Raw genomic sequence first — 22,640 nt, forward strand, 5'->3', positions numbered from 1 at the left:
CGCTTCTAGCCGTCGCTGACCCGCTCGATATCGGCGCCCACGCCCTGGAGCTTCTCCTCCAGCCGTTCATAGCCCCGGTCGAGATGGTAGACGCGGTGGACCTGGGTTTCGCCCTCGGCGGCGAGTCCAGCGAGAACGAGGCTCATCGAGGCACGCAGATCGGTCGCCATGACCGGCGCCCCGATCAGCCGCTCGACTCCGCGCACCACCGCCGAGCGGCCGCGAACCTCGATCTCGGCGCCCATGCGATTGAGCTCGGGAACGTGCATGTAGCGGTTTTCGAAGATGGTCTCGGTCAGCAGGCTGGTTCCCTGGGCGAGAGTCAGCATCGCCATGAACTGCGCCTGCATGTCGGTCGGGAATGCCGGAAAGGGCGCCGTCGAGATCGACAGCGGGCGGATCCCGCCGTCGGCGCTCACCTTGAGCCCGCCCCTGACGTCCTCGAGGATTGCACCGGCATCCTGAAGCCCGGAAAGGATTGACGGCATCGTTTCGCGCCGAGCGCCGACGAGCTCGAGCGAACCGCCGGTGATCATCGCCGCACAGGCATAGCTGCCCGCCTCGATCCGGTCCGGCATCACCGCATAAGTGGCGCCGTGAAGCCGATCCTGTCCCTCGATCGTCAGCGTATCGGTGCGAAGTCCGCTAATTTTTGCGCCCATCGCGTTCAGGCATTGCGCCAGATCGGTGATCTCCGGTTCGCGGGCCGCATTCTCGATGACCGTCGTGCCCTTGGCGAGCACCGCCGCCATCAGCGCATTTTCGGTCGCCCCGACCGAAACGATCGGGAAGCTGATCCGGCCACCGGTCAGCCCCCCCTTCGGTGCGATCGCCTTCACATAGCCGGCCGCGAGCTCGATCTCGGCCCCGAGCGCCTGAAGCGCCCGAAGATGAAGGTCGATCGGTCGATTGCCGATCGCGCAGCCGCCTGGCAGCGACACCGTCGCCTCGCCGGCGCGGGCAAGCATCGGCCCAAGCACGAGGATCGAGGCGCGCATCTTGCGAACGATGTCGTAGGGCGCGACTGTCGACGTGACATTGGCCGCTCGAAGAGTCATCACCCGCCCGAACTCGTCCGGCTTGGCGCCTTCCACCGTGGTGGAGACTCCGAGCTGGTTGAGCAGGTGCATGAAGCTGTCGACGTCGGCGAGCCTTGGAAGGTTTCGCAAAGTCAGCGGCTCGTCGGTGAGCAGGGCGCATGGCATCAGCGTCAACGCCGCATTCTTCGCGCCGGAGATCGCGATCCTGCCCTGGAGGGCCTTGCCGCCCCTGATGATGATCCTGTCCATTGGAGCGCCGCATTAAGCCATATCCGATCCGGCGCAAGCACCGGCGCCGCCTCGGCAAAAATGAAACTCGGCCGCTATCCGCTTGATTTCGATCAGAGCGTTCCGCGCAAATCCCACATAAGGTCCGCCAAGAAGTACGAAAGCGTACCGGGGGAGCATAGAAGTTGGGGGGATCGTGTCTAGCTGAGCGCCTCAGCCATTACGTGCGCCTGTCCTCGGCGGAACAGGCCGCGCTCGAGCGACTGGAAGAACAGCATCGACATTATCGACGCGGAACCGTCGTCATCAGCGAGAATGACAGTTCGCGCGAGCTGTTCATCGTTCGGGAGGGCTGGCTTCACAGCAGCGTCGTGCTCGGCAACGGCAGCCGTCAGATCATGCGCTTCCATTTTCAGGGAGACATTCTGGGCCTGCCCTTGCTCGCCTTCCCGGACTCGCCCGAGACTCTCACCGCCGTCACCGAGGCGACCCTGTGCCCGTTCAGCCGGGAGCGGCTGGCGGCCCTCGTGACCGATCATCCGCGCCTGGCGGCGCTCATCCTCTCGCTGACCGTCGCCGAGCGGGTGTCGTTGGCCGACCGGCTTGCCTCGATCGGTCGAACCTCGGCCCGGGCGCGCGTGTCCTCGCTGCTTTGCGACATCTACCGGCGCCTGAGAATTCTCGGCCTGGCGGAGAATGGATCGCTCCAGCTCCCCCTCACCCAGGAGGATATCGGCGACGCCACCGGCCTTACCGCCGTCCACGTCAACCGAATGATGCGCGGTCTCGTCGAGATGGGAATCATCGAGCGGAGCGGCAGTCATCTGCGCGTGCTCGACGAGGAACGCCTCTGCGTCGAAGCCAATTTCGTCGACAGGACCGGCCTGGAAACAAGCTGGCTTCCGCCGGCCAGCTGATCAGTATTCGAGCCGCGTGCTCAGGCCTTTTCCAGGGTGCACTGAAGCGGGTGCTGGTTCTGCCGAGCGAAGTCGATCACCTGCGCCACCTTCGTTTCCGCCACCTCGTAAGGAAAGATCCCGCACACGCCGACACCGCGCTGGTGGACGTGCAGCATCACCCGAGTCGCGTCCTCGATCCCCATCTTGAAGAAGCGTTGCAGCACATGAACGACGAACTCCATCGGGGTATAATCGTCGTTCAGCATCAGCACCTTGTAGGGCGACGGCGTCTTCGTCCGCGTGCGCGTACGGGTGGCGAGGCCGAGGCCGGGACCTTCATCGTCCCCGCGGTCGGCATCGGAAGCAAGAATCACTCGATCGGACATGTCCATATCAACGCCCTAAATATGGCATGGTGCCCGGCTTCGACAAGAGTGTCGCGGCCCATCCTGCCGATCCGCCCGCGCCGGCCGCCGCAGATACGGGCAGATACAAAAAGGGCGGCCGCTCCGAGGAGGGCCGCCCTTTTCCACGGTCGGCGGTGCCGACCCTCGAAAGCTTACGCAGCGAGGGTCTTCACGCGCTCGGCCGCGACGGTGTAGCGGCTGGTGATCGGCTCGGCGACATCGCCGGCGATCTTCAGAACGGTCTCGCTGAGACGGGCGCTCTCGGCCACGGCATTGTCGAACGCAGCGCGGGCATAGTCGCTCTGAAGCTTGAAGAAGTCGGTGGCCGACTTGACTTCGGCAAGGCTCTTGAGGGCCTGAGAAGCTTCCTCGAACGACTTGCGGCTATACTCGGCGGCTTCCTGGCTCAGAGTCTCGACGCCCTTGGCGGCGATCTTCGAGGAAGCGACAAACGCCTCGACATTGCCGCGGGTCAGCTCGGCGAGCTCCTCGGCAACCTTGGCCGAACGCTCGGCCGCGACCTTGGCGCGCTCGTTGACGTCACCGAAAACGTTGCGGAACTGGTCGGCGGCGAACAGGCCGCTGTCGACCGCTTCACGGGTCTGCTTGTTCATGGATTCTGCTCCTTTGATTTTCTTGATGCCGGCGCTGACCGGCTTCGCGGCCGCCGCGGCGATCGCCGCCGTCACAGCCAGTTTCTTTACGCTCTTCACTTTGCGGGCCGTCTTCGGCGCGGGCGCCGCGACAGCCTTCTCGATCTTCTGTTCCGCGGCCGCACGGACGGACCGCTTCGCCTTGGTTGCGGCCGGCTTGGCCGCGGCCGGCGCAGGCTTCGCCTCGGCGGGTTCCGCTTTCACTTCAGCGGGGGCCACCTTCGGCTGAGCGGGCGCCTCGACGGTCGCCGCCTGCACCTTGTCCGCTGCTTCGGGAGTGTCCGATTGGGCGGTCTGGTCAGCCATTTGCTACGCTCCTGCTAATGTTGCAGTGCAGCAAATAGGCCAAGGGCAACCGATTTTCAAGGGAATTTTGTGCGGTGCAACAAAACGTTCAACGCGCTTTCACATAGCTGCCGGGCGCGTCCTCGATCGCCTTCAGCCTGCCCCTCCCGGGGACTCGCGATCCTTTGGCCGGCACGCGCTTTCCGGACAGGCCTTCGATCCAGCGGATCCAGTCCGGCCACCAGCTGCCCTTATGCTCCGTGGCTCCGGCAATGAACCGGTCGAGGGAATCGACCTTCTCCTCGTTGGTCCAATACTGATATTTCTGGGCTTCCGGTGGATTGACCACGCCGGCGATATGGCCTGATCCGGCAAGAACGAAGCGCAGCGGCCCCTGGAAGTGGTGGGTGATCTTCCACACGCTTTGCGGCGGCGCGATATGATCCTCGCGTCCCGCCTGGACATAAGCGGGGACGGTCACCTTGCGAAGGTCGATGGGCGTGCCGTCCACCTGGATCGCGCCGGGCTGGACGAGCCTGTTCTCGCGGTAGAGCTGCTGGAGATAGGCCTGGTGCCAGCCGGCCGGCAGGTTGGTGGTGTCCGAATTCCAGTGGAGCAGGTCGAACTGCGGATAATCCTCGCCCAGCAGATAGTTGTTGGTGACATAGTTCCAGATCAGGTCGCGGCCGCGAAGCAGGTTGAAGGTCGCGGCCATGTAGCGGCCGTCGAGATAGCCTTTCTCGGCGGCAAGCTGGCGGATCAGCTCCATCTGCTCGTCGCCGAGGAAGAATTTGAGATCGCCGGCTTCCGAGAAATCCACCTGGGCGGTGAAGAAGGTGGCGCTGGCGACCCTGTCCTGCTGCCCCCGCGCCGCAAGCAGCGCCAGGGTGGCGGCGAGGTAGGTGCCGGCGACACAATAGCCGATCGCATGCACCTGCTCGACGCCAAGCGTGTCGCGGACCGAGTCCAACGCCTCGATCTGGGCCTGGACATAGTCCTCGAAGTCGACATCGGCGAGGCTCTCGTCCGCGGACTTCCAGGAAACGACGAACACGGTCAGGCCCTGATCGACGGCCCAGCGGATGAAGCTCTTCTTCGGATTGAGATCGAGGATGTAGAATCGGTTTATCCAGGGCGGGAAGATGATCAGCGGAGTCTCGAACACCGTGTCGGTCGTGGGGCTGTACTGGATGAGCTGGTAGAGGCGAGTCTGCTTGACCACCTTTCCGGGCGTGGTCGCGATGTTCCGGCCGAGCTCGAAAGCCTGCGGATCGGTATGGGTGAGCTGTCCCTTGGCAAGGTCCTTGAGCATGTGCTCGAGGCCCTTGAGCAGGCTCTCCCCCCTGGTTTCGATCGCCCGCTCGATCACCTGGGGATTGGTGAGCGCGAAGTTGGACGGCGACATGGCGTCGACGAAACTACGGGTCATGAAACGGATCCGCTCGCGCGCCGCGTCGTCCACCCCCTCGATCGCGTCGACCGAACCGAGCAGCCGCTCCGAAACGAGCAGATAGGTCTGGCGGATCATGTCGAACAGCGGATGTTCCCGCCATTCGGGAGCGGCAAAGCGCTTGTCCCGGTCCGCTTTCTCCTCAAGCGCGCTTCGCTCGCTGCGATGGCCCAGCGCGCGCTGCCAGATGGCGAGCCCTTCGCTCCACAGCTCGGCCTGCTGCCGGGCCACCTTTGCCGGATCGGCGAACCAGTTCATTGCCGGCCACTGGGCCGCGGCCCGCGCCGGATCGGCCGGGCCCGATGCCGCAGCGCCGCTCCACTGGGCGGCAAGATGCTCCATCATCAGCTGCTGGGCGCGCCCCATGACCCAGGTCCAATGCTGCATTTCTTCAAGCGACGGCAAAGTCAGGCCTGGAACCGTTTCCGGCTTCTGCTCGCTGCTGTGCTGGTCGGCCATGGCTTCCTCGATCGTCCCCGTTTCCTATCGAACGCTCGGCCGCTGCGAAAGATCGCCGTTCAGCGGCGAAGCGCCCGAAGCAGGATCCAGGCAAGGCCCCAGGCGATCACGGCCGCAAGCAGTGACAGGCCGATGGCGAACAAGACGATCAGGGCCTTCCCGCCAGGCGTCGGTCCCTCGACCTCCGGGGAGGAACCCAGAAGCGCAACGGCGATCGCCACCGGTCCGACCAGGAGCAAGGCGGCGAGGCCGGCGACGGCGCCAAGGATCAGCGGCAGGCGGCGGAGCATTTCGCCCCATTAGAGGATGCCGGTTGCCCGCGCGACCTGCAGAGTGTCGGTATATTGCTGGAACTGGACGGCCGTGCCGTCGTGGACTCGCCATAGGTGAACGAACTGAGCCCCGATCTCTTTGCCCGTGGCCTTGAAAGTGCCTCGGTAACGGCCAAGCACCACCACCGTGTCGCCCGCGTCGAGATATTCTTCGGGCAAAGCGGCGAAACCCTCCCAGTCCGTCGCCAGCCGGCCGAAGATTCCGGTCAGAACCGCTTCGGGCCCGCGATAGGGATTGTTGTCGGCATAAGGGAAGTTCTCGGCCTCGTTCCACTCGATGTCCGGACTCATGCGGTCCAGCACGGCCTCGATGTCGCCCTCGGCAAACGCGTCGTAAATGCTTCGGATCAAGTCGACATTCTGCTCTGACATGGCGAATCGTCTCCCTTTCCAGACTAGATGCGCCAAGTAGCGGCCGAGAGCGAGTCCGAACAGATTGGGATTCTGGACTGGTACTTTCCTGTATGGACACGTCATGGGCGGAGATGAAGCCAGTTATCACCTTCTACTTGCCGAACCAAGGCATATCGAAAGCAGTGCGGGCGGCTTAACTTTGTTCGGTCATCGTGGCAGAAGAGCGGCTTCGGAAGGAGCGGCCATGTCCCTCGTCCTGTTTCTTGCCGCCCAGGCGGCCGCGCCGGCGCTTCCTCGGGAGGTGATTGCGAGCGATTTCGACCTCGGACGGGTCCGCCCGACGGAAGGCAACGACCGCAACTGCCGCGGCGAAGGCGATACGGAGATCGTGGTCTGCGGCATCCGGAGGCGCGGCGGCGACTATCCCTATGACCGGGTCGCCCGGGACTATGCGGAGCGGCCGATTCGGGCCGAGGTCGATCTTGGCGGCGATGCCGTCGGCAGCCTCTTTCTCCAGCAGCAGGAATTTCCCCGCGGAGAGGTCAGCAACCGGATCATGTTTGGAATCCGATGGCCATTCTGAGCGCAAGCCGCCTGACCCCCTCGCCCTGGCTGCGAACCGGAGTAGAAGTGACCGATCGACGGGAGATGAGGGGGCGAGTGATGAAGCTGCTGTTCGCATTGGTTCTGGCGCTGGCACCGGCCGCCGCTGCGGCCCAGGAAACACGAGTCGCTGCACCGGGGCAGACGTCGCCGACAGCTCGGCTGGCGGAGCTTTCCTGGCTCGCCGGAGCCTGGGAAGGCGACGGGATCGCCGGTCCGGCGCGCGAAGTTTATTCGCCGCCCATGGGTGGGCAGATTGTCGGCCACTTCGCCCAGACCCGCAATGGCGCCATCTGGTTCTACGAGATCCTGTCCATCGCCCAGGTGGGCGACAGCCTCGAATACCGGCTGAAGCATTTCAACGCCGACCTTACCGGATGGGAGGAGAAGGACGAGGTGAAGCGGTTCCCGCTGGTCGCCGTTGAACGGGACGCCTGGTATTTCGACGGGCTCACCATCCGGCGGGACGGCCCGGACGGAATGATCGCTGCCGTCAGGATCGGCAATCAGGACGGCACCAGCCGCGAGGCGGTGTTTCGCTATCGGCGCGTTCCCTAGGAACGTCTGCCGCAAAGGCAGCGCCGGCAGGGGAATGCCGACGGGTTGCTGAGCGAGTCTTGATCTGGCGGCGCCCTCGACCGCCAAGCGGCGGATCGAGGCTATCCCCCGTGCTCGTCCGCCGGTCTAGGCGGCCGCGTCCAGAATCAAGGCCAGCGCCTCTTCCGGCGAGTCCCAGACGGAATAATGGCCCGCCTGCTCGAACCAGTGAAGTCGAGCCTGCGGAAAGGCGGCAAGTGCCCGCCCCGCCTGGACGGGCAGGCAGAGGCGGTCGTGCCGCCCCCAGCCAATCGTCACCGGCCCGCTTTCCGACGCCTCGGGACCGCCCTGCATCGGCGCAAGGGCCAGATTCTGGATGAGCGCGTCGATGGTCGTCGTTCCGGCGAAGGAGTCGAGCTCCTTGGCGACGAGTTCGCCGTCCAGCAGCCACGGATTGGCAGAAAGTTGGGCCAGGATCATCGCCCGGCTCCCCGGAAGGCGGGCGAGCATCGGCAAGGCTGGGCGGAGACCCCGGAGCATCCAGACCGAGGCTTCGAGGCTCGACTTGATGTAGCCGCGCTCCCAGCCCGCCCAGAAGCCGCCGGGAGAGAGCGCCACGGCCGCGCCGGCCCTGCCCCGTCGGGCCATTTCGAGCACCAATTGCCCGCCGAGCGAGGTCCCGGCCATGTCGACTCCGGCGAGGTCTTCCCAATCCAGCAGCTCCTCAAGGCTGCGGACCAGCCCTGCGAAGGTGCCGCTGTCGGCTTCGGCCGGAGTGCCGTTATGGCCCGGCAGGTCGACGGCGATCACTTCGCGGCGGGCGGCGAGTCCGTCCAGGATCGGGTTCCACGCCGCCCGGCTGTTACCCAGGCCATGGATGAGGAGGAGCGGCCGGCCGCGGCCGGTGCGGGTGATCTGCATGTTTCGCCCTGGCTTTGAAAACCCACAACGCCGCCGCGGCGCAGGGGTTCAGACCGGACGCGGTCCCGGGGCAATGGTGGCGGTCCGAGCCTCCTCGCAGAGCGCACGCAGCTGCCGATTGATGGACGATCCGGCAAGATGCGCCTCGACCTGGTCGTATCGTTCACGCTTCAGCTGCTGGCGGATGTCGTTGACGGAGGCGCAAGTACCGGAGCGGGCGAGCTCGAAGGCGCGTTCGAGCGTGGTTAAGGCTGTCATGCCTCCAATATGGGGATTGCGGCGTGAAATTCCATTCACAAGTGCCTGACATGGATCAGGCCGATCTTGCAGCGGACGGATTGGCGCGGGTCGAGGCGCAGGAGACGTCTTGAACTCGTCTCTCGAGAAGCTAGTTTTTCGAGTGCCAGGTCGGTGCGCCGATCCGGCCGGGCCGGAGGAGCAAGCTCTCCCGGCGCCCCTCCAGCCCATCTGTCGTGCAACTTGAGCGGAGGAGAAACCATGCGACTGACCCGAAAGGCCGCTTTGGCCGCTCTCGCGTCGATCGCCTTGACGGGCGCGGCATCGGCCGCCGAGGCGTCACGCCTCAACGTCGTCAACGTGAACCTTCCGGACGGATCCGTGGCTCGGATCCACTATGCCGGCAATACGCCGCCACGAATCGTGGTGGCGCCCACGCCCGGTACCCGATTGTCCTGGCCCGGCTGGAGCTTTCATCGGATGCAGAGGATGCCCGCGCCTTTCGAGCGGCTGTTCGCCGAGATGGAGCGCCGCTTCGCACTCGCCATGCGGCAGCTCGAAATGGCGGCTCCGAACGCGCTGGTCACGGGACCGCGCTTCGCCTCGGCCGGGAATTCGTCGCTTCCGCCGGGAACGATCGGCTACAGCCTCGTCTCGCAGGTGAATGCCGACGGCTCCAGCTGCACTCGAAGCGTGGAGGTGACCCGCGATGCGCCGAATCTCAAACCGAAGGTGGTGACTCGCGTTTCCGGCGATTGCGCCGCCGACCGAAGCGGCGAGTCCGGACAAGCGTCGGCGCGAAGTTCCGCTCCAGCCGCCGGCAAGGGGGCGAGCAAGGAAGCGCCGGTGCCGCCGAGCCTTGCCATCTGAACCGAACCGGGAAGTTCGGGCGCGGCGGCCAGGGCGCCGCCGCGCCGTCTCCGGTCGCATGAACGATCGAGAGCGCCGTGAAACAATAGACACAAAGCCGTTCCCGAGGCGGCATCAAGCGGACACAGGGGCTTGCCATTTGCCGCATCCGAGGCGGTGGGCGCCGGTGCCCTGATCGACAGGCGCTTCGTCACCGCCGCAACATTGCAAACCAAAGGAACGAAGCGAAATGGCGACACTCCAAGCTCAGCTCAAACCGGCTCCCGCTGCTTCTTCTTCCGTGGCCAACGACAAGGCGGCCCCAGGCTCGCTGCACGAGGCAGCCCTGATCGAGATCAGCCGCCCCTCGCCAGCGTCCATTCTCCAGGTCGGCTTCGGCTTCTGGCCGTCGAAGGTGCTTCTGAGCGCGGTCGAGCTTGGCCTGTTCACCTTTCTCTCGGCGGGCCCGAAGACGGGTGCCGAGATCGAGCAAGCGCTCGGGCTCCATCCACGCGGCACCTGGGATTTCCTGGACACTCTGGTTGCCACCGGGCTGCTCGCCCGCGACGGCGACGGCGAGGCGGCGCTGTATTCGAACACGGCGGAGACCGGCCTTTATCTCGACCGCGCCAAGCCGACCTATGTCGGCGGAATCCTCGAAATGGCCAATGCCCGACTGTACCGCTTCTGGGGCGACCTCACCGAGGCGCTCCGAACCGGCCGACCCCAGAACGAGATCAAGCATTCGGGCAAGCCGATGTTCGACGAGCTTTATGCCGACGAAGGCCGGCTCGAACAGTTCATGGAAGCGATGGCCGGCGTCTCGCTGGCCAATTTCGAGGCATTCGCCCAGAAGTTCGATTTCTCGCCTTATCAGAGCATGGCGGATCTCGGCGGAGCGACGGGACAGCTCGCCTCGATCGTCGCTCGCGATCATCCGCACCTCGCCTGCGCCACCTACGACCTGCCGGTGGTGAAGCCGATCGCCGAGCGGAAGATCCGGGCCGCAGGCCTCGAGGGCCGAGTGGCGGTTGGCGAGATTGACTTCCACCTCGACGAGTTCCCCAAGGCGGATCTCATCACCATGGGAATGATCCTCCACGACTGGAATCTCGAGAACAAGAAGAGGCTGATCGCCAAGGCCTATCGGGCGCTTCCGCCGGGCGGCGCCCTGGTCGCGATCGAGAATATCATCGACGATGCCCGCCGCGAGAATGCGTTCGGACTGATGATGTCGCTGAACATGCTGATCGAGTTCGGCGACGCCTTCGACTTCACCGGCGCGCAATATCGCGAATGGTGCCTGGCCGCCGGCTTCAAGCGGGTCGAAATCCTTCCGCTCCAGGGCCCGGCAAGCGCGGCGATCGCCTATAAATAAGCATCCCGAATGTCACGCGACTGCCCTCTCCCCGCGGGGAGAGGGCGTTTTTTCGGGCGCCTTGCTGAAAGGGCGCATCCCGGCTCCAGGATTGGCAGATGCCGGATGGGAAAAAGCTGAGGGTTCGAAGAGGGGTGAGGCTCGGCCGAAACACCGACTTGACGAGGTCATAAGGTGCCGCTCCCTTCCTACACACGATTGGAGCTGGGGGATTCCATGGCACCAGCAAGGCAAGCAGGTTCCGCCAAGTGACGCGCTTCGCGAACAGACTCGCCTCGCTCTGGGTTGCGGGCGTGGTCCTGTTCATTCTGCTCGCACCCTGGCGGATCGGGCCTGTGGCCTGGCTGGAATCCTGGATAGCGGTCCGCACCGGATATCTGTTGCTGGGCGCTACGACCGTTCAAGCCCTCTTTTTCCTGTCGCTGCCCGGCGTCATGATTCTGTTCCACAACGCCAACCGGCCGGAGCAGATGGCGGCCGGGACACGCGACAGCATTGGCCGGCTACGGCGAAGCGGCCTCGCACTGCTGGCCCTCTCCACCGGCTTCTTCGCCATGGCGGCTGTCGCCTGGACTTTGGCAGAGCGTACGCCCGATCGAAGCGAGCCGGCCGCGGCGCTTACGGAAGCCGACTTGGCGCAGGCGGCATCGTCGGGTCGGCGGGTTGCGCTGACCGGCGCTCCGATCGAGCGCGCGGAGGCTCAGTTCGCAGAACTGACGCGATATGGCTCGACCGTCTGGACCTACAGAGGCTTCTGGACCGGGCCGTCCCACACTCGCCCGATGGCGGAAGCTGGCAACGTTCCGATCGCGCTATTCACCGAACGGGTCGGGAGTCGCAATGCCGCCGCTCTCGTCAGGGATCTGTCGCAAGACACCGTGGAGGGCCATCTGGTCAAGAATGGCCTGCCGGATCATGCTCGGGTGGTGCTGAGACGAGAAGGGATAGAGATTGCCGCTCCACATTATGTGCTGCGAGCCCTCAGCCCAGCCAAAGCGTATGAAACGCCGCTGGTCCTAGGCCTGCTCGTCGGCTTCGTCCTGGCTTTGTCCGGTGCCACCCACATGTGGAGGGCGCGGGTAAGTGCACGATTAGAAGCCATCCGTCGGCAGGACCAACCGCTTGCGCCCAAGCCGAATCGCCGAGGCAATGGTCGGCGGCGATCCTGATCGCTTCGGCGTGAGCGGTCTATCTTTTCGCGTTCCCGTCTTCTTCGAACGCCGCCTGCGTACCGGCGGAGGGCCTGACGAGGTCGTGATCACTGTGACTTGCAGTGCCGCGGCCGGATTGCACGCCGCCCCCGCCCGAAATTCGGGCCATGAACGATCCCCGATTCAGCTTTCGGCTCGGCTTCATCTCGACTCCCCTCCCGCGCCACGATGAAAGAATCGATCCGGCGCGGCAAGCCGGGGAGCGGCCAGCCCAGGATCGATGGTGTAGGTCGAGGGAGCCGACAGGGTCCGGGAAATGGTGGGATTGCGAGCATCCCACTCCGGCCTATGGCCGGAGGAAGGCCAGCAGATAGGCGCCGACCGCCGCCAGTCCGAGCAGGCTGCGCACGGAGTGAAGCCCGCCCCAGCGCCGGAGCAGGAGACGAGTTTCAGGACCGGCTGCAGCCGGTTCGACCGACTCCAGCCGGCGGTTGGTGGGGAAGATCACGAACAGGGTGAAGGGCACCACCGCCCCGATCAGCAGCGCCCCGCCGAGGAGCCACGGATCGCCGGTCTTCCACCACGCCCACAGGCCGAAAAGCAGGGACAGGAGCGCCAGCCCCGCCTGTATCGGAGTCGCGCGCTTGTAGCTCGGTTGCCACTGGGCCAGCGCGGCGCGATCCTCGAGCCGCTGCCGCGCGGGATGCTCGGCAATATTGATGTAGAGCGCGGCCCCGGCGAACAAAGCCGCGGCGACCAGGGCGAGGAGAGCGGCGAACATGGCGCATTCTTGCCTGTGGAAGACATGCGCACAAGGACGAAGGGGCCTGAACGGCCCACGTGAAAATCTTCTCGCCGTCGCGAGGGCACTTCCGTCATGTGACAATCAAGTCGAACTTGAAATCCTGAGCAGGGTCAACGCTTCGATATTTCTCGCTTTTTCCGGCAAACTTGAAAAATCGCCGAATTCAAGAACAAGGCAGCGGGAACGCGCAGGTCGGCGCTTCGGGCGGCAATAAGGCGCCGCCGCCTTCGCCGCTTTCATGCGCTGGCTCTCGTCCAGCGTCTCGTCGCGCATCGCCCGCAGGAGATATTCCAGCGGCGCAAGGCCGTCGCCAAGCGCCGCGACGACGCCCTGGCTTCGCCAGCCGGGCTTGCGCCCGCCCCTCGGCCTAGCGCCGCCGTGCGCCATCGGCCCCACCCGGGTGAAGAATGGGCATGAAGCTTCGCTTTCCATCTGGCCCGGACTGGGCTGCGTTTGTCGTGCTGGATTTCGTGCGCTTGTCTGACTCGGGGCCGACTTTTCAGATTGGAGGGCGAAATTCGCGGGCCAGGCCGATCGCCGGAATCAAAAGAGCCGCCCCATTGGGCGGCCCTGCTACAAAGCCGGCAATCGCGGCGGATGTGGTTCGCTCGACTGTGGCAGGATTACAACAGGCTCTGTTACGTGTCAAGATGGCGTGGCGACGCGGAAGCCATCGCCCACTTTCCTAGCGCCATTCGCTGGCCATCGCCGCCTTCGAGGCGGGCTTTCAATCTAGGGCGATCGGCGCGGATGCGACCTCGATCAGACGAGTTTCGCCCTGGCAATCATGGCAAAGGCTTAATCGAAGGCGGCGCCCAGCACCCATTGCTGCTCATCCACGTCCCACTCCGCCCATGCGTCTCGGGTCACCGTGTTTCCGCCGCACAGATTCCAGATGTACGTCACGCGCTTGCGGCGGTCTCCGATTGGGCTAGGTTACTACTGGGCGGGAGGAGATCCAAGAGTGCCGGGCAAGAGTTGGTCCGAAGCCGTCGCGAACGCGGCCCGCCGGCATGTCGCCAAGACCGGCTCTGCCGTCTTCACCCGTCAGGCTCTCATCGATGCCGAGCTTGATGCGATTGTCGCCGATACGGGTTCGGCGGGTGGGACGCCGCAACAGACGCTCAGCCGTGAGTTGCAGCAGCTGCGGGACGCGGGAATCATCGAGTTCGTCGACCACGGCACCTATCGCTGGATCGGGTTTCCATTCGAGACGCAGCGGCAAGGCACGAGCAAAGGCGTCTTTGTGGTCGGATCGCACTCCATCTACGAAGACGAACCCGAGCGCTTCTATCGGTTTCCGCCGCGCTGGCTGGCGAACGCCTCCAAGGTCGTCGGCAACTGGATCATTTATCAGGAGCCTCGGCGGGCCGGACGGCGGGGCTATTACGCGGTCGCCAAGGTCGAGAAGATCGTTCCCGATCCGGCCCATGGTGCCATGTATCTCGCCCTGATCGAGCCCGGCAGCTATCTGGAGTTCGGTCGCGACGTGCCGTTTCAGCTCGACGGCAAGGCGGTCGAGCGCGGACTTTTGAATGCGGACGGCCGCCTGAACAATGGTCGAGCCATCCAGTCAATCCGACCCATCTCGAACGAGGATTTCAACCGCATCGTGGACCTCGGGCTGGTCGAGGAGGATGAAATCCTGCCACGGATCGACCAGCACGAGCCGGCCCAGCCGCGGTTTCAGGAAGAGCAGCCCGATTGGGCGGGCGCCGTCGATCGGGCGACCATGCTGGTCAGCCGCACCGTTCGCAATCGACAGTTCCGGAAGCGTGTGCTGGACGCTTATGAGTCCCGCTGCGCTCTCACCGGGATGAAGCTTATCAACGGCCGGGGCCGAGCCGAGACCCAGGCGGCGCACATCATGAGCGTGGAAGCGGGCGGGCCCGACGTCGTGGCCAACGGCATCGCGCTTTCCGGCACTGTCCACTGGATGTTCGATCGGGGCCTGATTTCCCTCAGCGACGAGGGCGACATCCTGCTCTCGACCAAGATCAACGATATCGAAGGCGTTCAAAAGCTCATCTACGGCGATCGCAAAGCCCGGCTTCCGGCTTCAGCTGCCCACCGACCGCATACTCGCTACCTTCACTGGCATCGAACAGTGTGCTTCCACTAACCAAGTCGGCGGAAAGGCGGGGAAGCGCCGCTGCCTAGTTCAGGAGCCAACTGGCGCCGCGGCAATCTTCGGTTCGAATCGAGCCTAGTGTCCCCGGAATTTCAAGCCGGCACGCGACGACGCTCTCCCAGACCTCGCCGCAGTTCGCTCACTCAGCTGCCACGCCTGCCCGAGTGAACATGTCGTCACCGTCGCCCGGCGCGGCGGTGACAGGGTCGTTCGCCGCCTTGGCCGCCTTGCGCCGATCGAAATTATCCCAGACCTCGCCCCAATTCCCGCGGGTGGCGGCCTTGGAATATTCCGTTGCCCGGGTCTCGAAGAAGTTGGCGTGCTCGACGCCGTTGAGCAGAGGCGCCAGCCAGGGGAGCGGGTGCTCGTCGATCATGTAGATCGGCTGGAAGCCGAGCTGCCCCAGGCGCCAGTCGGCGATGTAGCGGATATATTTCTTGATCTCCTTGGGCGTCATTCCGGGCACCGGTCCCATCTCGAACGCCAGGTCGATGAAGGCGTCCTCGAGCCGGACCGTCTTCTGGCAGACGTCGAGAATGTCCTCGCGAACGCTCTTGGTCAGGCAGTCGCGCTCCTTGACGAAAGCGTGGAACAGGCGGGTAATGCCCTCGCAATGGAGGCTTTCGTCGCGGACGCTCCAGCTGACGATCTGGCCCATGCCCTTCATCTTGTTGAAGCGCGGGAAGTTCATCAGCATCGCGAAGCTGGCGAACAGCTGAAGCCCCTCGGTGAAGCCGCCGAACATGGCCAGCGTCTTGGCGATGTCCTCGTCGCTGTCGACGCCGAAGGTGGCGAGATAGTCGTGCTTGTCCTTCATCTCCTTGTACTGGAGGAAGGCGCTATATTCGCTTTCCGGCATGCCGATCGTGTCGAGCAGGTGCGAATAAGCGGCGATGTGGACCGTCTCCATGTTGGAGAAGGCGGTCAGCATCATCTTCACTTCGGTCGGCTTGAACACCCGGCCATATTTGTCGTGGTAGCAATCCTGAACCTCGACGTCCGCCTGGGTGAAGAAGCGGAAGATCTGGGTCAGCAAGTTGCGCTCGTGATCGGTCAGCTTCTGCGCCCAGTCGCGGCAATCCTCGCCGAGCGGCACCTCCTCCGGCATCCAGTGGATCTGCTGCTGGCGCTTCCAATAGTCGAACGCCCAGGGATATTCGAACGGCTTGTACTGACGTGAGGCTTCGAGAAGGGGCATCAGACTGACTCCAACCGGAGGTTGACCGACCCTCCCTCTCCCTGTGTGGGAGAGGGCCGGGGTGAGGGGCTGCCGGCTTCTCCCCTTGAGGGGAGAGGGCCGGCGACGAGGGGTGAGCGGCCGAGACCGCTCGATTGGGGGTCGGGCGCTGCAGGAGCGAGACTCTGCTCGGCCGCGGACGCGGCCGGCCCCTCACCCAACCCTCTCCCACAAGGGGAGAGGGCCCTGGCTATGATTTCAACGACGCCATCGATGTTCGACAGAATTTCATTGTTCCAGAAGCGGAGCACCCGATAGCCTTCGCCATTGAGAAAGCGGGTGCGGGCGGCGTCATGATCCGCCGCCTCGATATGGTGACTGCCATCCACTTCGACAACGAGCTTGGCCGAGTGCGACGCGAAGTCGGCCGTATAGGGGCCGAGAGGCACTTGCCGCCGAAATTTCGCCCCCGGAAGCCGAACGCGCAAAGCCTTCCAGAGGCGCTGTTCGCAGTCCGTGGCATTCTGCCGCAAATGTCGGGCGCGAGCCACGGCTCCAGCTGGAAGATATTCGCGCCGCATCATTCGCGAACCTTTCGCTCGACGACCCGGTCGCGATAGACGACATGACTTTTCCTCGCGCCGACGCCGAAGACGACGATCCCGAGGAAATAGCCGAAATCGTACCAGCCGCCATTGTTGGGCACGGCATAGATGGCGACGTCGGGCATGAAGAGGCTCAGGATCCAGGCGATCGGAAAGATGAAGCCATGCCAAAGCCCGAACAGGAAACCGGGTGCCTGCGGCTCGACGGCCGTCGCAGCCTGGTTCGCGCAGGCGGCGAGCCCGGCGAGAAGGAGGGCGGCGACGATCGGGCGAGCCGGGTTCATGCCGCGGCGCCTCCGGTGAAGGCGAGATCCGACAGCGGCGTGAAGGCGCCGACGACGAACAGAAGCGCTGCAGCGAGAAGGGCATAGGCCGCCGCTCGGCGGGCATCGCGGGCGCGCGCATATTGCGGCGTGCCACGGCCATAGCCGCGATGACGCGCCATGGTGAGGAGCGAAACGAGCGCCCACAGCAAAGCGAGCAGCCCTGCCGCCATCAGCGCATGTCCGATCGTGAAGGAATCCGGCACCTTCCCCTCCCCTACAGGTCCACCAGGCCGAGCCCGATCGCGACGAACAGGACCGCCGCGACCAGGAACAAGGCGCCGGCCTGCTTGCGCTGGCCGAAACCGCGCGAGCCGCGCGCGGTCCACAACAGGCCCGAGCCGACGACCGCAAAGACGATGCCGATCGCGAACTTGGCCGAATCGACGATTTCCATCAGATCCTCTCCCGCAACCGGCGGAGCGGTGCGCGCCTCGCGCCACGCCGCTCCGCCGGTCCCCCCGCCAGCCCGTTGCTCACAGAAGGACTATCCCGATCATCACGAGGCCCGCGCCCAGAAAGAAGGGCGCGGCCCTGCGCAAGAACTGGCCATGCTCCGATCCATATTCGACCTTTTCGGGACGATATTCGGCCGGATCCTCGTCCATCATGAACAGGCGCCTCGGCCTGGCCATGACATAGGCCCCGACCACCGCCAGCGACACGCCGAGGGCGAGGAGGAAACCCGTCCTGTCGATCACTGGCACGCCAGACATTCGTCATAATCGGTCGTCTGGACTTCGATCTTCTTGAGCTCGGGCGTGTTGTCGGCCTCGACCCCGCCGGCGAAGCCGGCGCGCTGGACGCTCTTGGAGCGCAGATAATAAAGCGATTTGATGCCGAGCTCCCAGGCGCGATAGTGGAGCATCAGCAGGTCCCATTTGTCGACGTCGGCCGGAATGAACAGGTTCAGCGACTGGGCCTGGTCGATATAGGGCGTGCGATCGGCGGCGAGCTCGAGCAGCCAGCGCTGGTCAATCTCGAAGCTGGTCTTGAACACGTCCTTCTCCTCGGGGGTGAGGAAGTCGAGATGCTGGACCGAGCCGCCCCGCTCGAGGATCGAGGACCACACCCCTTCGCTGTTCTTGGACTTTTCGATCAACAGCTTCTCGAGATGCGGATTGCGGATCGAGAAGGAGCCGGACAGCGTTTTGTGGGTGTAGATGTTGGCCGGGATCGGCTCGATGCAGGCCGAAGTGCCGCCGGCGATGATGCTGATCGACGCGGTCGGAGCGATCGCCATCTTGCAGGAAAAGCGCTCCATCACTCCCATGTCGGCCGCGTCCGGGCAGGGGCCGCGCTCGTTGGCGAGAAGCATCGAGGCTTCATCGACCTGCGCCCGGATATGCTTGAAGATGCGAAGGTTCCACGACTTGGCCATCGCCCCTTCGAACGGGATTCCGCGGGCCTGAAGGAAGGAGTGGAAACCCATCACGCCGAGACCGACGCTGCGCTCGCGGCTGGCGCTATATTTGGCGCGCGCCATTTCGTCCGGCGCCCGCTCGATATAGTCGGTCAGCACATTGTCGAGGAAGCGCATCACGTCCTCGATGAACATCTTGTCGCCGTTCCACTCGTCCCACGTTTCGAGATTGAGGGAGGAAAGGCAGCAGACCGCCGTCCGGTCCTGGCCCAGATGATCGGTGCCGGTCGGAAGCGTGATCTCCGAACACAGGTTGGAGGTCGTGACCTTGAGCCCCAGGTCGCGATGATGCTTGGGCATCGACCGGTTCACCTGGTCGATGAAGATGATGTAGGGCTCGCCGGTCGCGAGCCGGGTTTCGACCAGCTTCTGGAAGAGCGACCGGGCATCGACGGTGCTGCGCTCGGAGCCGTCCTTGGGCGAGCGAAGAGTCCATTCGGTGCCGTCCCGAACCGCTTCCATGAACGCGTCAGTGACGAGGACGCCATGGTGGAGGTTGAGCGCCTTGCGGTTGAAATCGCCGGACGGCTTGCGGATTTCGAGAAACTCCTCGATCTCCGGATGGCTGATGTCGAGATAGCAGGCGGCCGAGCCGCGCCGGAGCGAACCCTGACTGATCGCCAGAGTCAGCGAATCCATCACCCGAACGAAGGGAATGATGCCGCTGGTCTTGCCGTTGAGCCCGACCGCTTCGCCGATTCCGCGGACATTGCCCCAATAGGTGCCGATCCCGCCGCCGCGCGCGGCGAGCCAGACATTCTCGTTCCAGGTGTTGACGATGCCTTCGAGGCTGTCGGAAACGCTGTTGAGATAGCAGGAAATGGGCAGTCCGCGGCCCGTTCCGCCGTTCGACAGGACCGGCGTGGCCGGCATGAACCAGAGCCGGGAAATATAGTCGTAGAGCCGCTGGGCGTGTTCGGCATCGTCGGCATAGGCCGAGGCGACTCGGACGAACAGGTCCTGATAGGATTCGCCCGGAAGCAGATAGCGATCGCGCAGAGTCTCCTTGCCGAATTCGGTCAGCAGCGAATCGCGGCTGTGATCGACCTGGACCGGATAGGCGATCGGATTCACCGACTTCGAATCCGCCTTGGCCGGCTTTGCCGAGCCGGCCTGGGCCGAAGGCTTCTTCGGCGCGTCGGTGGTGGCCAGGGTCACGTCGCTCGCGCTCACTTCGCTGCTGCCAGACAGGTCCATAACTCTACCTCATGTTCTCAAAACGTTCCAGCGGGCTTAAACCCAGTCTAGGCCTTTCGGAAGGGGAGCGGTGGGTTATTCGCGGCTTGTCCCCGATATCCACAAAGGACGAGTCCACCGGTTCGGCGGCACAGCCTGCCGAGCCACGATCCCACAACCTCTAGTGCTCCCCCTGAGAAGCGCCACTATTGATAGTGTTTGAATCGGGATTCGCGCGCAAGAGGGTAAATTCGACTTAACCCCAGATTTTCGCCGGATCCGCAGTTTCGCAGACATCGTTACGGAGGTGAAAAGTTGGGGATGCCGGAAACGCGGAAAGAGGCGTGCGCCGACGCTTCGGCCTTCGAACAGGCGTGACTTCGGAGCGACTCGGGCCGTCGGCGCGGCCGCGGGTGCGACGTTCGGCAGGAGGTCGATCCGGTGGAGCGCCGAAGCGCCGCGGCCGGAACCAAGCGGCGGCCTAGGCGGCGCGCTCCATCACGTCCTCGGACATTTCGTAATTGCCCCAGACGGTCTGGACGTCGTCATCATCCTCGAGCGCCTCGACCAGCTTGATCAGCTGCTCGGCCTCGTCGCCGCCGATCTCGACCGACGTCTGCGGCCGCCAGGCAAGGCCGATGCTCTCCGGAGACTTGCCGAGCGCCTGTTCGAGCGCCCGGGCCACTTCGTGGAGGCCGTCCAGGCTGGTCCAGATCTCGTGGATCTCCTCGCCCGATTCCACGTCCTCGGCGCCCGCCTCGATCGCCGCTTCGAGAAGGGCATCGGCCGAACCGGCCGACGCCGAATAAGTGATCAGGCCGAGCCGATCGAAGCCGTGGGTGACCGATCCGGAGGCGCCAAGATTGCCGCCATTCTTGGAGAAGATGGTCCGCACGTTGGTGGCGGTGCGATTGCGATTGTCGGTCAGCGCCTCGACCACGAGCGACACTCCGCCCGGTCCGAAGCCTTCATAGCGGATTTCCTCGTAATTCTCGCCTTCGCCGCCGGCGGCCTTGTCGATCGCCCGCTGGATATTGTCCTTGGGCATCGACTGGGCCCGAGCCGCGAGCACCGCCGCCCGAAGCCGCGGATTGGCATCCGGGTCAGGCAGGCCCATCTTGGCCGCGACGGTGATTTCGCGGCTCAGCTTGGAAAACATCGCCGAGCGCTTTTTGTCCTGAGCGCCCTTGCGATGCATGATGTTCTTGAACTTGCTGTGGCCGGCCATCGTCGCTCGATTTCATGGGTGATTGGGATCGAGGCTTCCTAGCGCGCTCCGCCGCCAGGGCGCAACCGGAGCCTCGGCGGCGCCGTCAGCCGCCGAGGAACGAACCGGTCATCCCAAATTGTCAGGCGAGGCCGAGCGCGGCCTTGTAGGTTTCCAGAAGCGCTTCCGCCTCGTCGCGCGCATTCTTCTCCATCTTGCGAAGTCGAACGATGGTGCGCATCGTCTTGGGGTCGTAGCCCCGGGCCTTGGCTTCGGCGTAGACGTCCTTGACGTCGTCGGCGATTCCCTTCTTCTCCTCTTCGAGTCGTTCGATCCGCTCGATCAGCAGCCGCAATTCGTCGGCCGCGACGCTTCCCTCCGCCACTTCATGCTCCATCAATTGGGGGTACGAGCGCTGCCTCTAGGCCGCCCCATTCGCGCGCTCAAGCGGGTTGAACTGTCATCACGAGTGATTATGGGCCGAAGACATGTCGAGCGAAGAGACGCAGCAGAGCCGGTTCGTTCCCCGAAGCCGCAAGGTCCGGATCCTGGCGACGCTCGGCCCTGCCAGCGCCGATCAGGACATGATCCGCCAACTGGCCGAGTCAGGAGCCGATGCCTTCCGGATCAACATGAGCCATGGCAGCCATGCCGATCACAAGAAGCTGATCGAGGCCATTCGCGGTCTCGAAACGCTGCTCGAGCGGCCGACGACGATCCTTGCCGACCTGCAGGGGCCGAAGCTCAGGGTCGGTCGCTTCGAAGGCGACCGGGTCAAGGTCAGCAACGGCCAGAGCTTCGTCTTCGATCGCGACTCCAAACTGGGCGACTCGACCCGGGTGAACCTTCCGCACCGCGAGATTTTCGAGGCGGTGGAGCCCGGCGCCCGACTGCTCGTCGACGACGGCAAGCTGGTCTTCCGGATCACCGATGCCCAGCCCGACCGGATCGAGACGGTGGTCGAGGTCGGCGGAATGATCTCCAACAACAAGGGCCTCAACCTTCCCGACGTGCTCCTTCCGCTCGCCGCGCTGACGGAAAAGGACCGGTCGGACCTTGCCTTCGCGCTCGAGAACGGAGTCGACTGGATCGCCCTTTCCTTCGTCCAAAGGCCGGAGGACGTGGCCGAGGCGCGCCGGCTGATCGGCGGCAAGGCGGCGCTTCTCGCCAAGATCGAGAAGCCGGCGGCGATCGATCGGCTGGAAGGCATATTGGAGCTGGCCGACGCCGTCATGGTCGCCCGCGGCGACCTCGGCGTCGAGCTTCCGCCCGAACAGGTGCCGCCGCTCCAGAAACGGATCGTCGAGGCGGCTCGGAGGCTCGGCCGTCCGGTGGTCGTGGCGACGCAAATGCTCGAATCGATGATCACCGGCCCCTCGCCGACCCGGGCCGAAGTTTCCGACGTCGCGACCGCGGTCTATGACGGCGCCGACGCGATCATGCTTTCGGCGGAAAGCGCTTCCGGCCAGTTCCCGCGCGAGGCCGTGGCGATGATGAACCGGATCGCCACCAGCGTCGAGAACGATCCCACCCATTATGCCCGGGTCCATTTCACCGAAACGCTGCCGGACGCGACCACCAACGACGCGATCGCGCGGGCGGCGGGCGACATGACCCGGACCGTCGGCGCCTCGGCGATCGTCTGCTTCACCAGCTCCGGATCGACCGCTCGGCGAGTCGCCCGCGAACGGCCGACCGTTCCGCTGCTGGTGCTCACCCCGTCGCTCAAGACGGCCCGCCGAATGGGCCTGCTCTGGGGCGCCCATGCGGTCCGCACCCGCGACGTCCACAGCTTCGAGGAAATGGTCGGCAAGTCCAAGCGGATGGCGCTCCGCCACTGCCTTGCCAAGGGCGGCGACCGCATCATCGTCACTGCCGGGGTGCCGTTCGGGACTCCGGGTTCGACCAACGTCATCCACGTCGCCCGGCTGATCGGCGACGAACTGGAGCGCCACCGGCCGAGCTGAGTCTAGAGGGCCGGGGCGCCGGAGCGGCGCTCGCCAGCGGCCC

27 protein-coding genes are annotated in these 22,640 nt (G+C 64.7%); 8 read left to right on the top strand and 19 right to left on the bottom strand.

Annotated elements, in window-relative coordinates; translation table 11 throughout:
• Positions 1–5: 5 nt before the first annotated feature.
• The gene (murA, locus tag ACRYLT_RS03275; protein WP_482662679.1) at positions 6–1,289 is read right to left on the bottom strand and encodes a UDP-N-acetylglucosamine 1-carboxyvinyltransferase; all 1,284 of its coding nucleotides are present in this window, start codon (positions 1,287–1,289) and stop codon (positions 6–8) included.
• 203 nt (positions 1,290–1,492) lie between these two features.
• On the opposite strand from murA, the gene ACRYLT_RS03280 reads away from it, so the two are divergent.
• Positions 1,493–2,185, top strand: coding sequence for a Crp/Fnr family transcriptional regulator (locus ACRYLT_RS03280; RefSeq protein ID WP_482662680.1), 693 nt, complete (start codon positions 1,493–1,495; stop codon positions 2,183–2,185).
• A gap of 20 nt (positions 2,186–2,205) precedes the next feature.
• Here the strand turns inward: ACRYLT_RS03280 and clpS are convergent, their stop codons facing one another.
• The 5 genes from clpS to ACRYLT_RS03305 all read right to left on the bottom strand — a co-directional run bounded on the left by clpS (position 2,206) and on the right by ACRYLT_RS03305 (position 6,125).
• A complete protein-coding gene (gene clpS, locus ACRYLT_RS03285; protein ID WP_482665385.1) occupies positions 2,206–2,553 on the bottom strand; it encodes an ATP-dependent Clp protease adapter ClpS in 348 nt (115 codons plus the stop codon).
• A 173-nt stretch (positions 2,554–2,726) separates the two neighbouring features.
• Positions 2,727–3,533, bottom strand: coding sequence for a phasin family protein (locus ACRYLT_RS03290; protein ID WP_482662681.1), 807 nt, complete (start codon positions 3,531–3,533; stop codon positions 2,727–2,729).
• 88 nt (positions 3,534–3,621) lie between these two features.
• Positions 3,622–5,421 carry a PHA/PHB synthase family protein gene (locus ACRYLT_RS03295; RefSeq protein WP_482662682.1) on the bottom strand — a complete coding sequence of 600 codons (1,800 nt, stop codon included), beginning with the start codon at positions 5,419–5,421 and terminating at the stop codon, positions 3,622–3,624.
• Positions 5,422–5,480: 59 nt separating this feature from the next.
• Positions 5,481–5,711 carry a hypothetical protein gene (locus ACRYLT_RS03300; protein ID WP_482662683.1) on the bottom strand — a complete coding sequence of 77 codons (231 nt, stop codon included), beginning with the start codon at positions 5,709–5,711 and terminating at the stop codon, positions 5,481–5,483.
• 9 nt (positions 5,712–5,720) lie between these two features.
• The gene (locus ACRYLT_RS03305; protein ID WP_482662684.1) at positions 5,721–6,125 is read right to left on the bottom strand and encodes a nuclear transport factor 2 family protein; all 405 of its coding nucleotides are present in this window, start codon (positions 6,123–6,125) and stop codon (positions 5,721–5,723) included.
• Between the two features lie 226 nt (positions 6,126–6,351).
• Here ACRYLT_RS03305 and ACRYLT_RS03310 point away from each other — a divergent pair, with 226 nt between their 5' ends.
• Both ACRYLT_RS03310 and ACRYLT_RS03315 read left to right on the top strand, forming a co-directional pair.
• Entirely contained in the window at positions 6,352–6,690 is a 339-nt protein-coding gene (locus ACRYLT_RS03310; RefSeq protein WP_482662685.1) for a hypothetical protein, read from the top strand.
• Entirely contained in the window at positions 6,678–7,268 is a 591-nt protein-coding gene (locus ACRYLT_RS03315) for a DUF6265 family protein (protein WP_482662686.1), read from the top strand. Before ACRYLT_RS03310 ends, ACRYLT_RS03315 begins: the two co-directional genes overlap by 13 nt.
• A 126-nt stretch (positions 7,269–7,394) precedes the next feature.
• Here the strand turns inward: ACRYLT_RS03315 and ACRYLT_RS03320 are convergent, their stop codons facing one another.
• Together ACRYLT_RS03320 and ACRYLT_RS03325 are read right to left on the bottom strand one after the other, a co-directional pair.
• Positions 7,395–8,168 carry an alpha/beta fold hydrolase gene (locus ACRYLT_RS03320; RefSeq protein ID WP_482662687.1) on the bottom strand — a complete coding sequence of 258 codons (774 nt, stop codon included), beginning with the start codon at positions 8,166–8,168 and terminating at the stop codon, positions 7,395–7,397.
• Between the two features lie 48 nt (positions 8,169–8,216).
• Positions 8,217–8,426: a hypothetical protein gene (locus tag ACRYLT_RS03325; protein WP_482662688.1), complete on the bottom strand. Its 210-nt coding sequence runs from the start codon at positions 8,424–8,426 to the stop codon at positions 8,217–8,219.
• Between the two features lie 240 nt (positions 8,427–8,666).
• Here ACRYLT_RS03325 and ACRYLT_RS03330 point away from each other — a divergent pair, with 240 nt between their 5' ends.
• The 3 genes from ACRYLT_RS03330 (at position 8,667) to ACRYLT_RS03340 (ending at position 11,801) form a co-directional block, all read left to right on the top strand.
• A complete protein-coding gene (locus ACRYLT_RS03330) occupies positions 8,667–9,275 on the top strand; it encodes a hypothetical protein (protein WP_482662689.1) in 609 nt (202 codons plus the stop codon).
• 229 nt (positions 9,276–9,504) lie between these two features.
• Positions 9,505–10,632 carry a methyltransferase gene (locus ACRYLT_RS03335; protein ID WP_482662690.1) on the top strand — a complete coding sequence of 376 codons (1,128 nt, stop codon included), beginning with the start codon at positions 9,505–9,507 and terminating at the stop codon, positions 10,630–10,632.
• Between the two features lie 248 nt (positions 10,633–10,880).
• The gene (locus ACRYLT_RS03340; RefSeq protein WP_482662691.1) at positions 10,881–11,801 is read left to right on the top strand and encodes a hypothetical protein; all 921 of its coding nucleotides are present in this window, start codon (positions 10,881–10,883) and stop codon (positions 11,799–11,801) included.
• 328 nt (positions 11,802–12,129) lie between these two features.
• Here the strand turns inward: ACRYLT_RS03340 and ACRYLT_RS03345 are convergent, their stop codons facing one another.
• Both ACRYLT_RS03345 and ACRYLT_RS03350 read right to left on the bottom strand, forming a co-directional pair.
• Complete coding sequence (locus ACRYLT_RS03345; RefSeq protein WP_482662692.1) at positions 12,130–12,564, bottom strand: anthrone oxygenase family protein; 435 nt, start codon at positions 12,562–12,564, stop codon at positions 12,130–12,132.
• 105 nt (positions 12,565–12,669) lie between these two features.
• Positions 12,670–12,861 carry a hypothetical protein gene (locus tag ACRYLT_RS03350; protein WP_482662693.1) on the bottom strand — a complete coding sequence of 64 codons (192 nt, stop codon included), beginning with the start codon at positions 12,859–12,861 and terminating at the stop codon, positions 12,670–12,672.
• Between the two features lie 691 nt (positions 12,862–13,552).
• On the opposite strand from ACRYLT_RS03350, the gene ACRYLT_RS03355 reads away from it, so the two are divergent.
• Entirely contained in the window at positions 13,553–14,710 is a 1,158-nt protein-coding gene (locus ACRYLT_RS03355) for an HNH endonuclease (RefSeq protein WP_482662694.1), read from the top strand.
• A gap of 148 nt (positions 14,711–14,858) precedes the next feature.
• Here ACRYLT_RS03355 and ACRYLT_RS03360 read toward each other — a convergent pair whose 3' ends face one another.
• The 9 genes from ACRYLT_RS03360 to ACRYLT_RS03400 form a co-directional block, all read right to left on the bottom strand.
• Entirely contained in the window at positions 14,859–15,917 is a 1,059-nt protein-coding gene (locus ACRYLT_RS03360) for a ribonucleotide-diphosphate reductase subunit beta (RefSeq protein WP_482662695.1), read from the bottom strand.
• Positions 15,917–16,480 (bottom strand): endonuclease domain-containing protein, encoded by a 564-nt coding sequence (locus ACRYLT_RS03365; RefSeq protein WP_482662696.1) that lies wholly within the window; start codon positions 16,478–16,480, stop codon positions 15,917–15,919. The genes ACRYLT_RS03360 and ACRYLT_RS03365 overlap by 1 nt, the downstream gene beginning before the upstream one ends.
• On the bottom strand, positions 16,477–16,785 hold the full coding sequence (locus ACRYLT_RS03370; protein WP_482662697.1) for a hypothetical protein: 309 nt from the start codon (positions 16,783–16,785) through the stop codon (positions 16,477–16,479). The genes ACRYLT_RS03365 and ACRYLT_RS03370 overlap by 4 nt, the downstream gene beginning before the upstream one ends.
• A complete protein-coding gene (locus ACRYLT_RS03375) occupies positions 16,782–17,030 on the bottom strand; it encodes a hypothetical protein (RefSeq protein ID WP_482662698.1) in 249 nt (82 codons plus the stop codon). Before ACRYLT_RS03375 ends, ACRYLT_RS03370 begins: the two co-directional genes overlap by 4 nt.
• A gap of 11 nt (positions 17,031–17,041) precedes the next feature.
• On the bottom strand, positions 17,042–17,221 hold the full coding sequence (locus ACRYLT_RS03380; protein ID WP_482662699.1) for a hypothetical protein: 180 nt from the start codon (positions 17,219–17,221) through the stop codon (positions 17,042–17,044).
• Between the two features lie 79 nt (positions 17,222–17,300).
• Positions 17,301–17,525, bottom strand: coding sequence for a hypothetical protein (locus ACRYLT_RS03385; protein WP_482662700.1), 225 nt, complete (start codon positions 17,523–17,525; stop codon positions 17,301–17,303).
• Complete coding sequence (locus tag ACRYLT_RS03390) at positions 17,522–19,444, bottom strand: ribonucleoside-diphosphate reductase subunit alpha (protein WP_482662701.1); 1,923 nt, start codon at positions 19,442–19,444, stop codon at positions 17,522–17,524. Before ACRYLT_RS03390 ends, ACRYLT_RS03385 begins: the two co-directional genes overlap by 4 nt.
• A gap of 460 nt (positions 19,445–19,904) precedes the next feature.
• Positions 19,905–20,651, bottom strand: coding sequence for a YebC/PmpR family DNA-binding transcriptional regulator (locus ACRYLT_RS03395; protein WP_482662702.1), 747 nt, complete (start codon positions 20,649–20,651; stop codon positions 19,905–19,907).
• A gap of 121 nt (positions 20,652–20,772) precedes the next feature.
• Positions 20,773–21,015 (bottom strand): DUF2312 domain-containing protein, encoded by a 243-nt coding sequence (locus ACRYLT_RS03400; protein WP_482662703.1) that lies wholly within the window; start codon positions 21,013–21,015, stop codon positions 20,773–20,775.
• Between the two features lie 103 nt (positions 21,016–21,118).
• Here ACRYLT_RS03400 and pyk point away from each other — a divergent pair, with 103 nt between their 5' ends.
• Entirely contained in the window at positions 21,119–22,597 is a 1,479-nt protein-coding gene (gene pyk / locus ACRYLT_RS03405; protein WP_482662704.1) for a pyruvate kinase, read from the top strand.
• The last annotated feature ends 43 nt before the right edge of the window (positions 22,598–22,640 follow it).

It is taken from the genome of Sphingosinicella sp. SM1-17 (genome assembly GCF_056821765.1).

What these genes read in the sequence shown, in the direction of transcription:
- murA (WP_482662679.1), bottom strand. Translation starts at nt 1,289, where the DNA reads ATGGACAGGATCATCATCAGGGGCGGCAAGGCCCTCCAGGGCAGGATC.
- clpS (WP_482665385.1), bottom strand. Translation starts at nt 2,553, where the DNA reads ATGTCCGATCGAGTGATTCTTGCTTCCGATGCCGACCGCGGGGACGAT.
- ACRYLT_RS03290 (WP_482662681.1), bottom strand. Translation starts at nt 3,533, where the DNA reads ATGGCTGACCAGACCGCCCAATCGGACACTCCCGAAGCAGCGGACAAG.
- ACRYLT_RS03295 (WP_482662682.1), bottom strand. Translation starts at nt 5,421, where the DNA reads ATGGCCGACCAGCACAGCAGCGAGCAGAAGCCGGAAACGGTTCCAGGC.
- ACRYLT_RS03300 (WP_482662683.1), bottom strand. Translation starts at nt 5,711, where the DNA reads ATGCTCCGCCGCCTGCCGCTGATCCTTGGCGCCGTCGCCGGCCTCGCC.
- ACRYLT_RS03305 (WP_482662684.1), bottom strand. Translation starts at nt 6,125, where the DNA reads ATGTCAGAGCAGAATGTCGACTTGATCCGAAGCATTTACGACGCGTTT.
- ACRYLT_RS03310 (WP_482662685.1), top strand. Translation starts at nt 6,352, where the DNA reads ATGTCCCTCGTCCTGTTTCTTGCCGCCCAGGCGGCCGCGCCGGCGCTT.
- ACRYLT_RS03315 (WP_482662686.1), top strand. Translation starts at nt 6,678, where the DNA reads ATGGCCATTCTGAGCGCAAGCCGCCTGACCCCCTCGCCCTGGCTGCGA.
- ACRYLT_RS03320 (WP_482662687.1), bottom strand. Translation starts at nt 8,168, where the DNA reads ATGCAGATCACCCGCACCGGCCGCGGCCGGCCGCTCCTCCTCATCCAT.
- ACRYLT_RS03325 (WP_482662688.1), bottom strand. Translation starts at nt 8,426, where the DNA reads ATGACAGCCTTAACCACGCTCGAACGCGCCTTCGAGCTCGCCCGCTCC.
- ACRYLT_RS03330 (WP_482662689.1), top strand. Translation starts at nt 8,667, where the DNA reads ATGCGACTGACCCGAAAGGCCGCTTTGGCCGCTCTCGCGTCGATCGCC.
- ACRYLT_RS03335 (WP_482662690.1), top strand. Translation starts at nt 9,505, where the DNA reads ATGGCGACACTCCAAGCTCAGCTCAAACCGGCTCCCGCTGCTTCTTCT.
- ACRYLT_RS03345 (WP_482662692.1), bottom strand. Translation starts at nt 12,564, where the DNA reads ATGTTCGCCGCTCTCCTCGCCCTGGTCGCCGCGGCTTTGTTCGCCGGG.
- ACRYLT_RS03350 (WP_482662693.1), bottom strand. Translation starts at nt 12,861, where the DNA reads ATGCGCGACGAGACGCTGGACGAGAGCCAGCGCATGAAAGCGGCGAAG.
- ACRYLT_RS03360 (WP_482662695.1), bottom strand. Translation starts at nt 15,917, where the DNA reads ATGCCCCTTCTCGAAGCCTCACGTCAGTACAAGCCGTTCGAATATCCC.
- ACRYLT_RS03365 (WP_482662696.1), bottom strand. Translation starts at nt 16,480, where the DNA reads ATGATGCGGCGCGAATATCTTCCAGCTGGAGCCGTGGCTCGCGCCCGA.
- ACRYLT_RS03370 (WP_482662697.1), bottom strand. Translation starts at nt 16,785, where the DNA reads ATGAACCCGGCTCGCCCGATCGTCGCCGCCCTCCTTCTCGCCGGGCTC.
- ACRYLT_RS03380 (WP_482662699.1), bottom strand. Translation starts at nt 17,221, where the DNA reads ATGGAAATCGTCGATTCGGCCAAGTTCGCGATCGGCATCGTCTTTGCG.
- ACRYLT_RS03390 (WP_482662701.1), bottom strand. Translation starts at nt 19,444, where the DNA reads ATGGACCTGTCTGGCAGCAGCGAAGTGAGCGCGAGCGACGTGACCCTG.
- ACRYLT_RS03395 (WP_482662702.1), bottom strand. Translation starts at nt 20,651, where the DNA reads ATGGCCGGCCACAGCAAGTTCAAGAACATCATGCATCGCAAGGGCGCT.
- pyk (WP_482662704.1), top strand. Translation starts at nt 21,119, where the DNA reads ATGTCGAGCGAAGAGACGCAGCAGAGCCGGTTCGTTCCCCGAAGCCGC.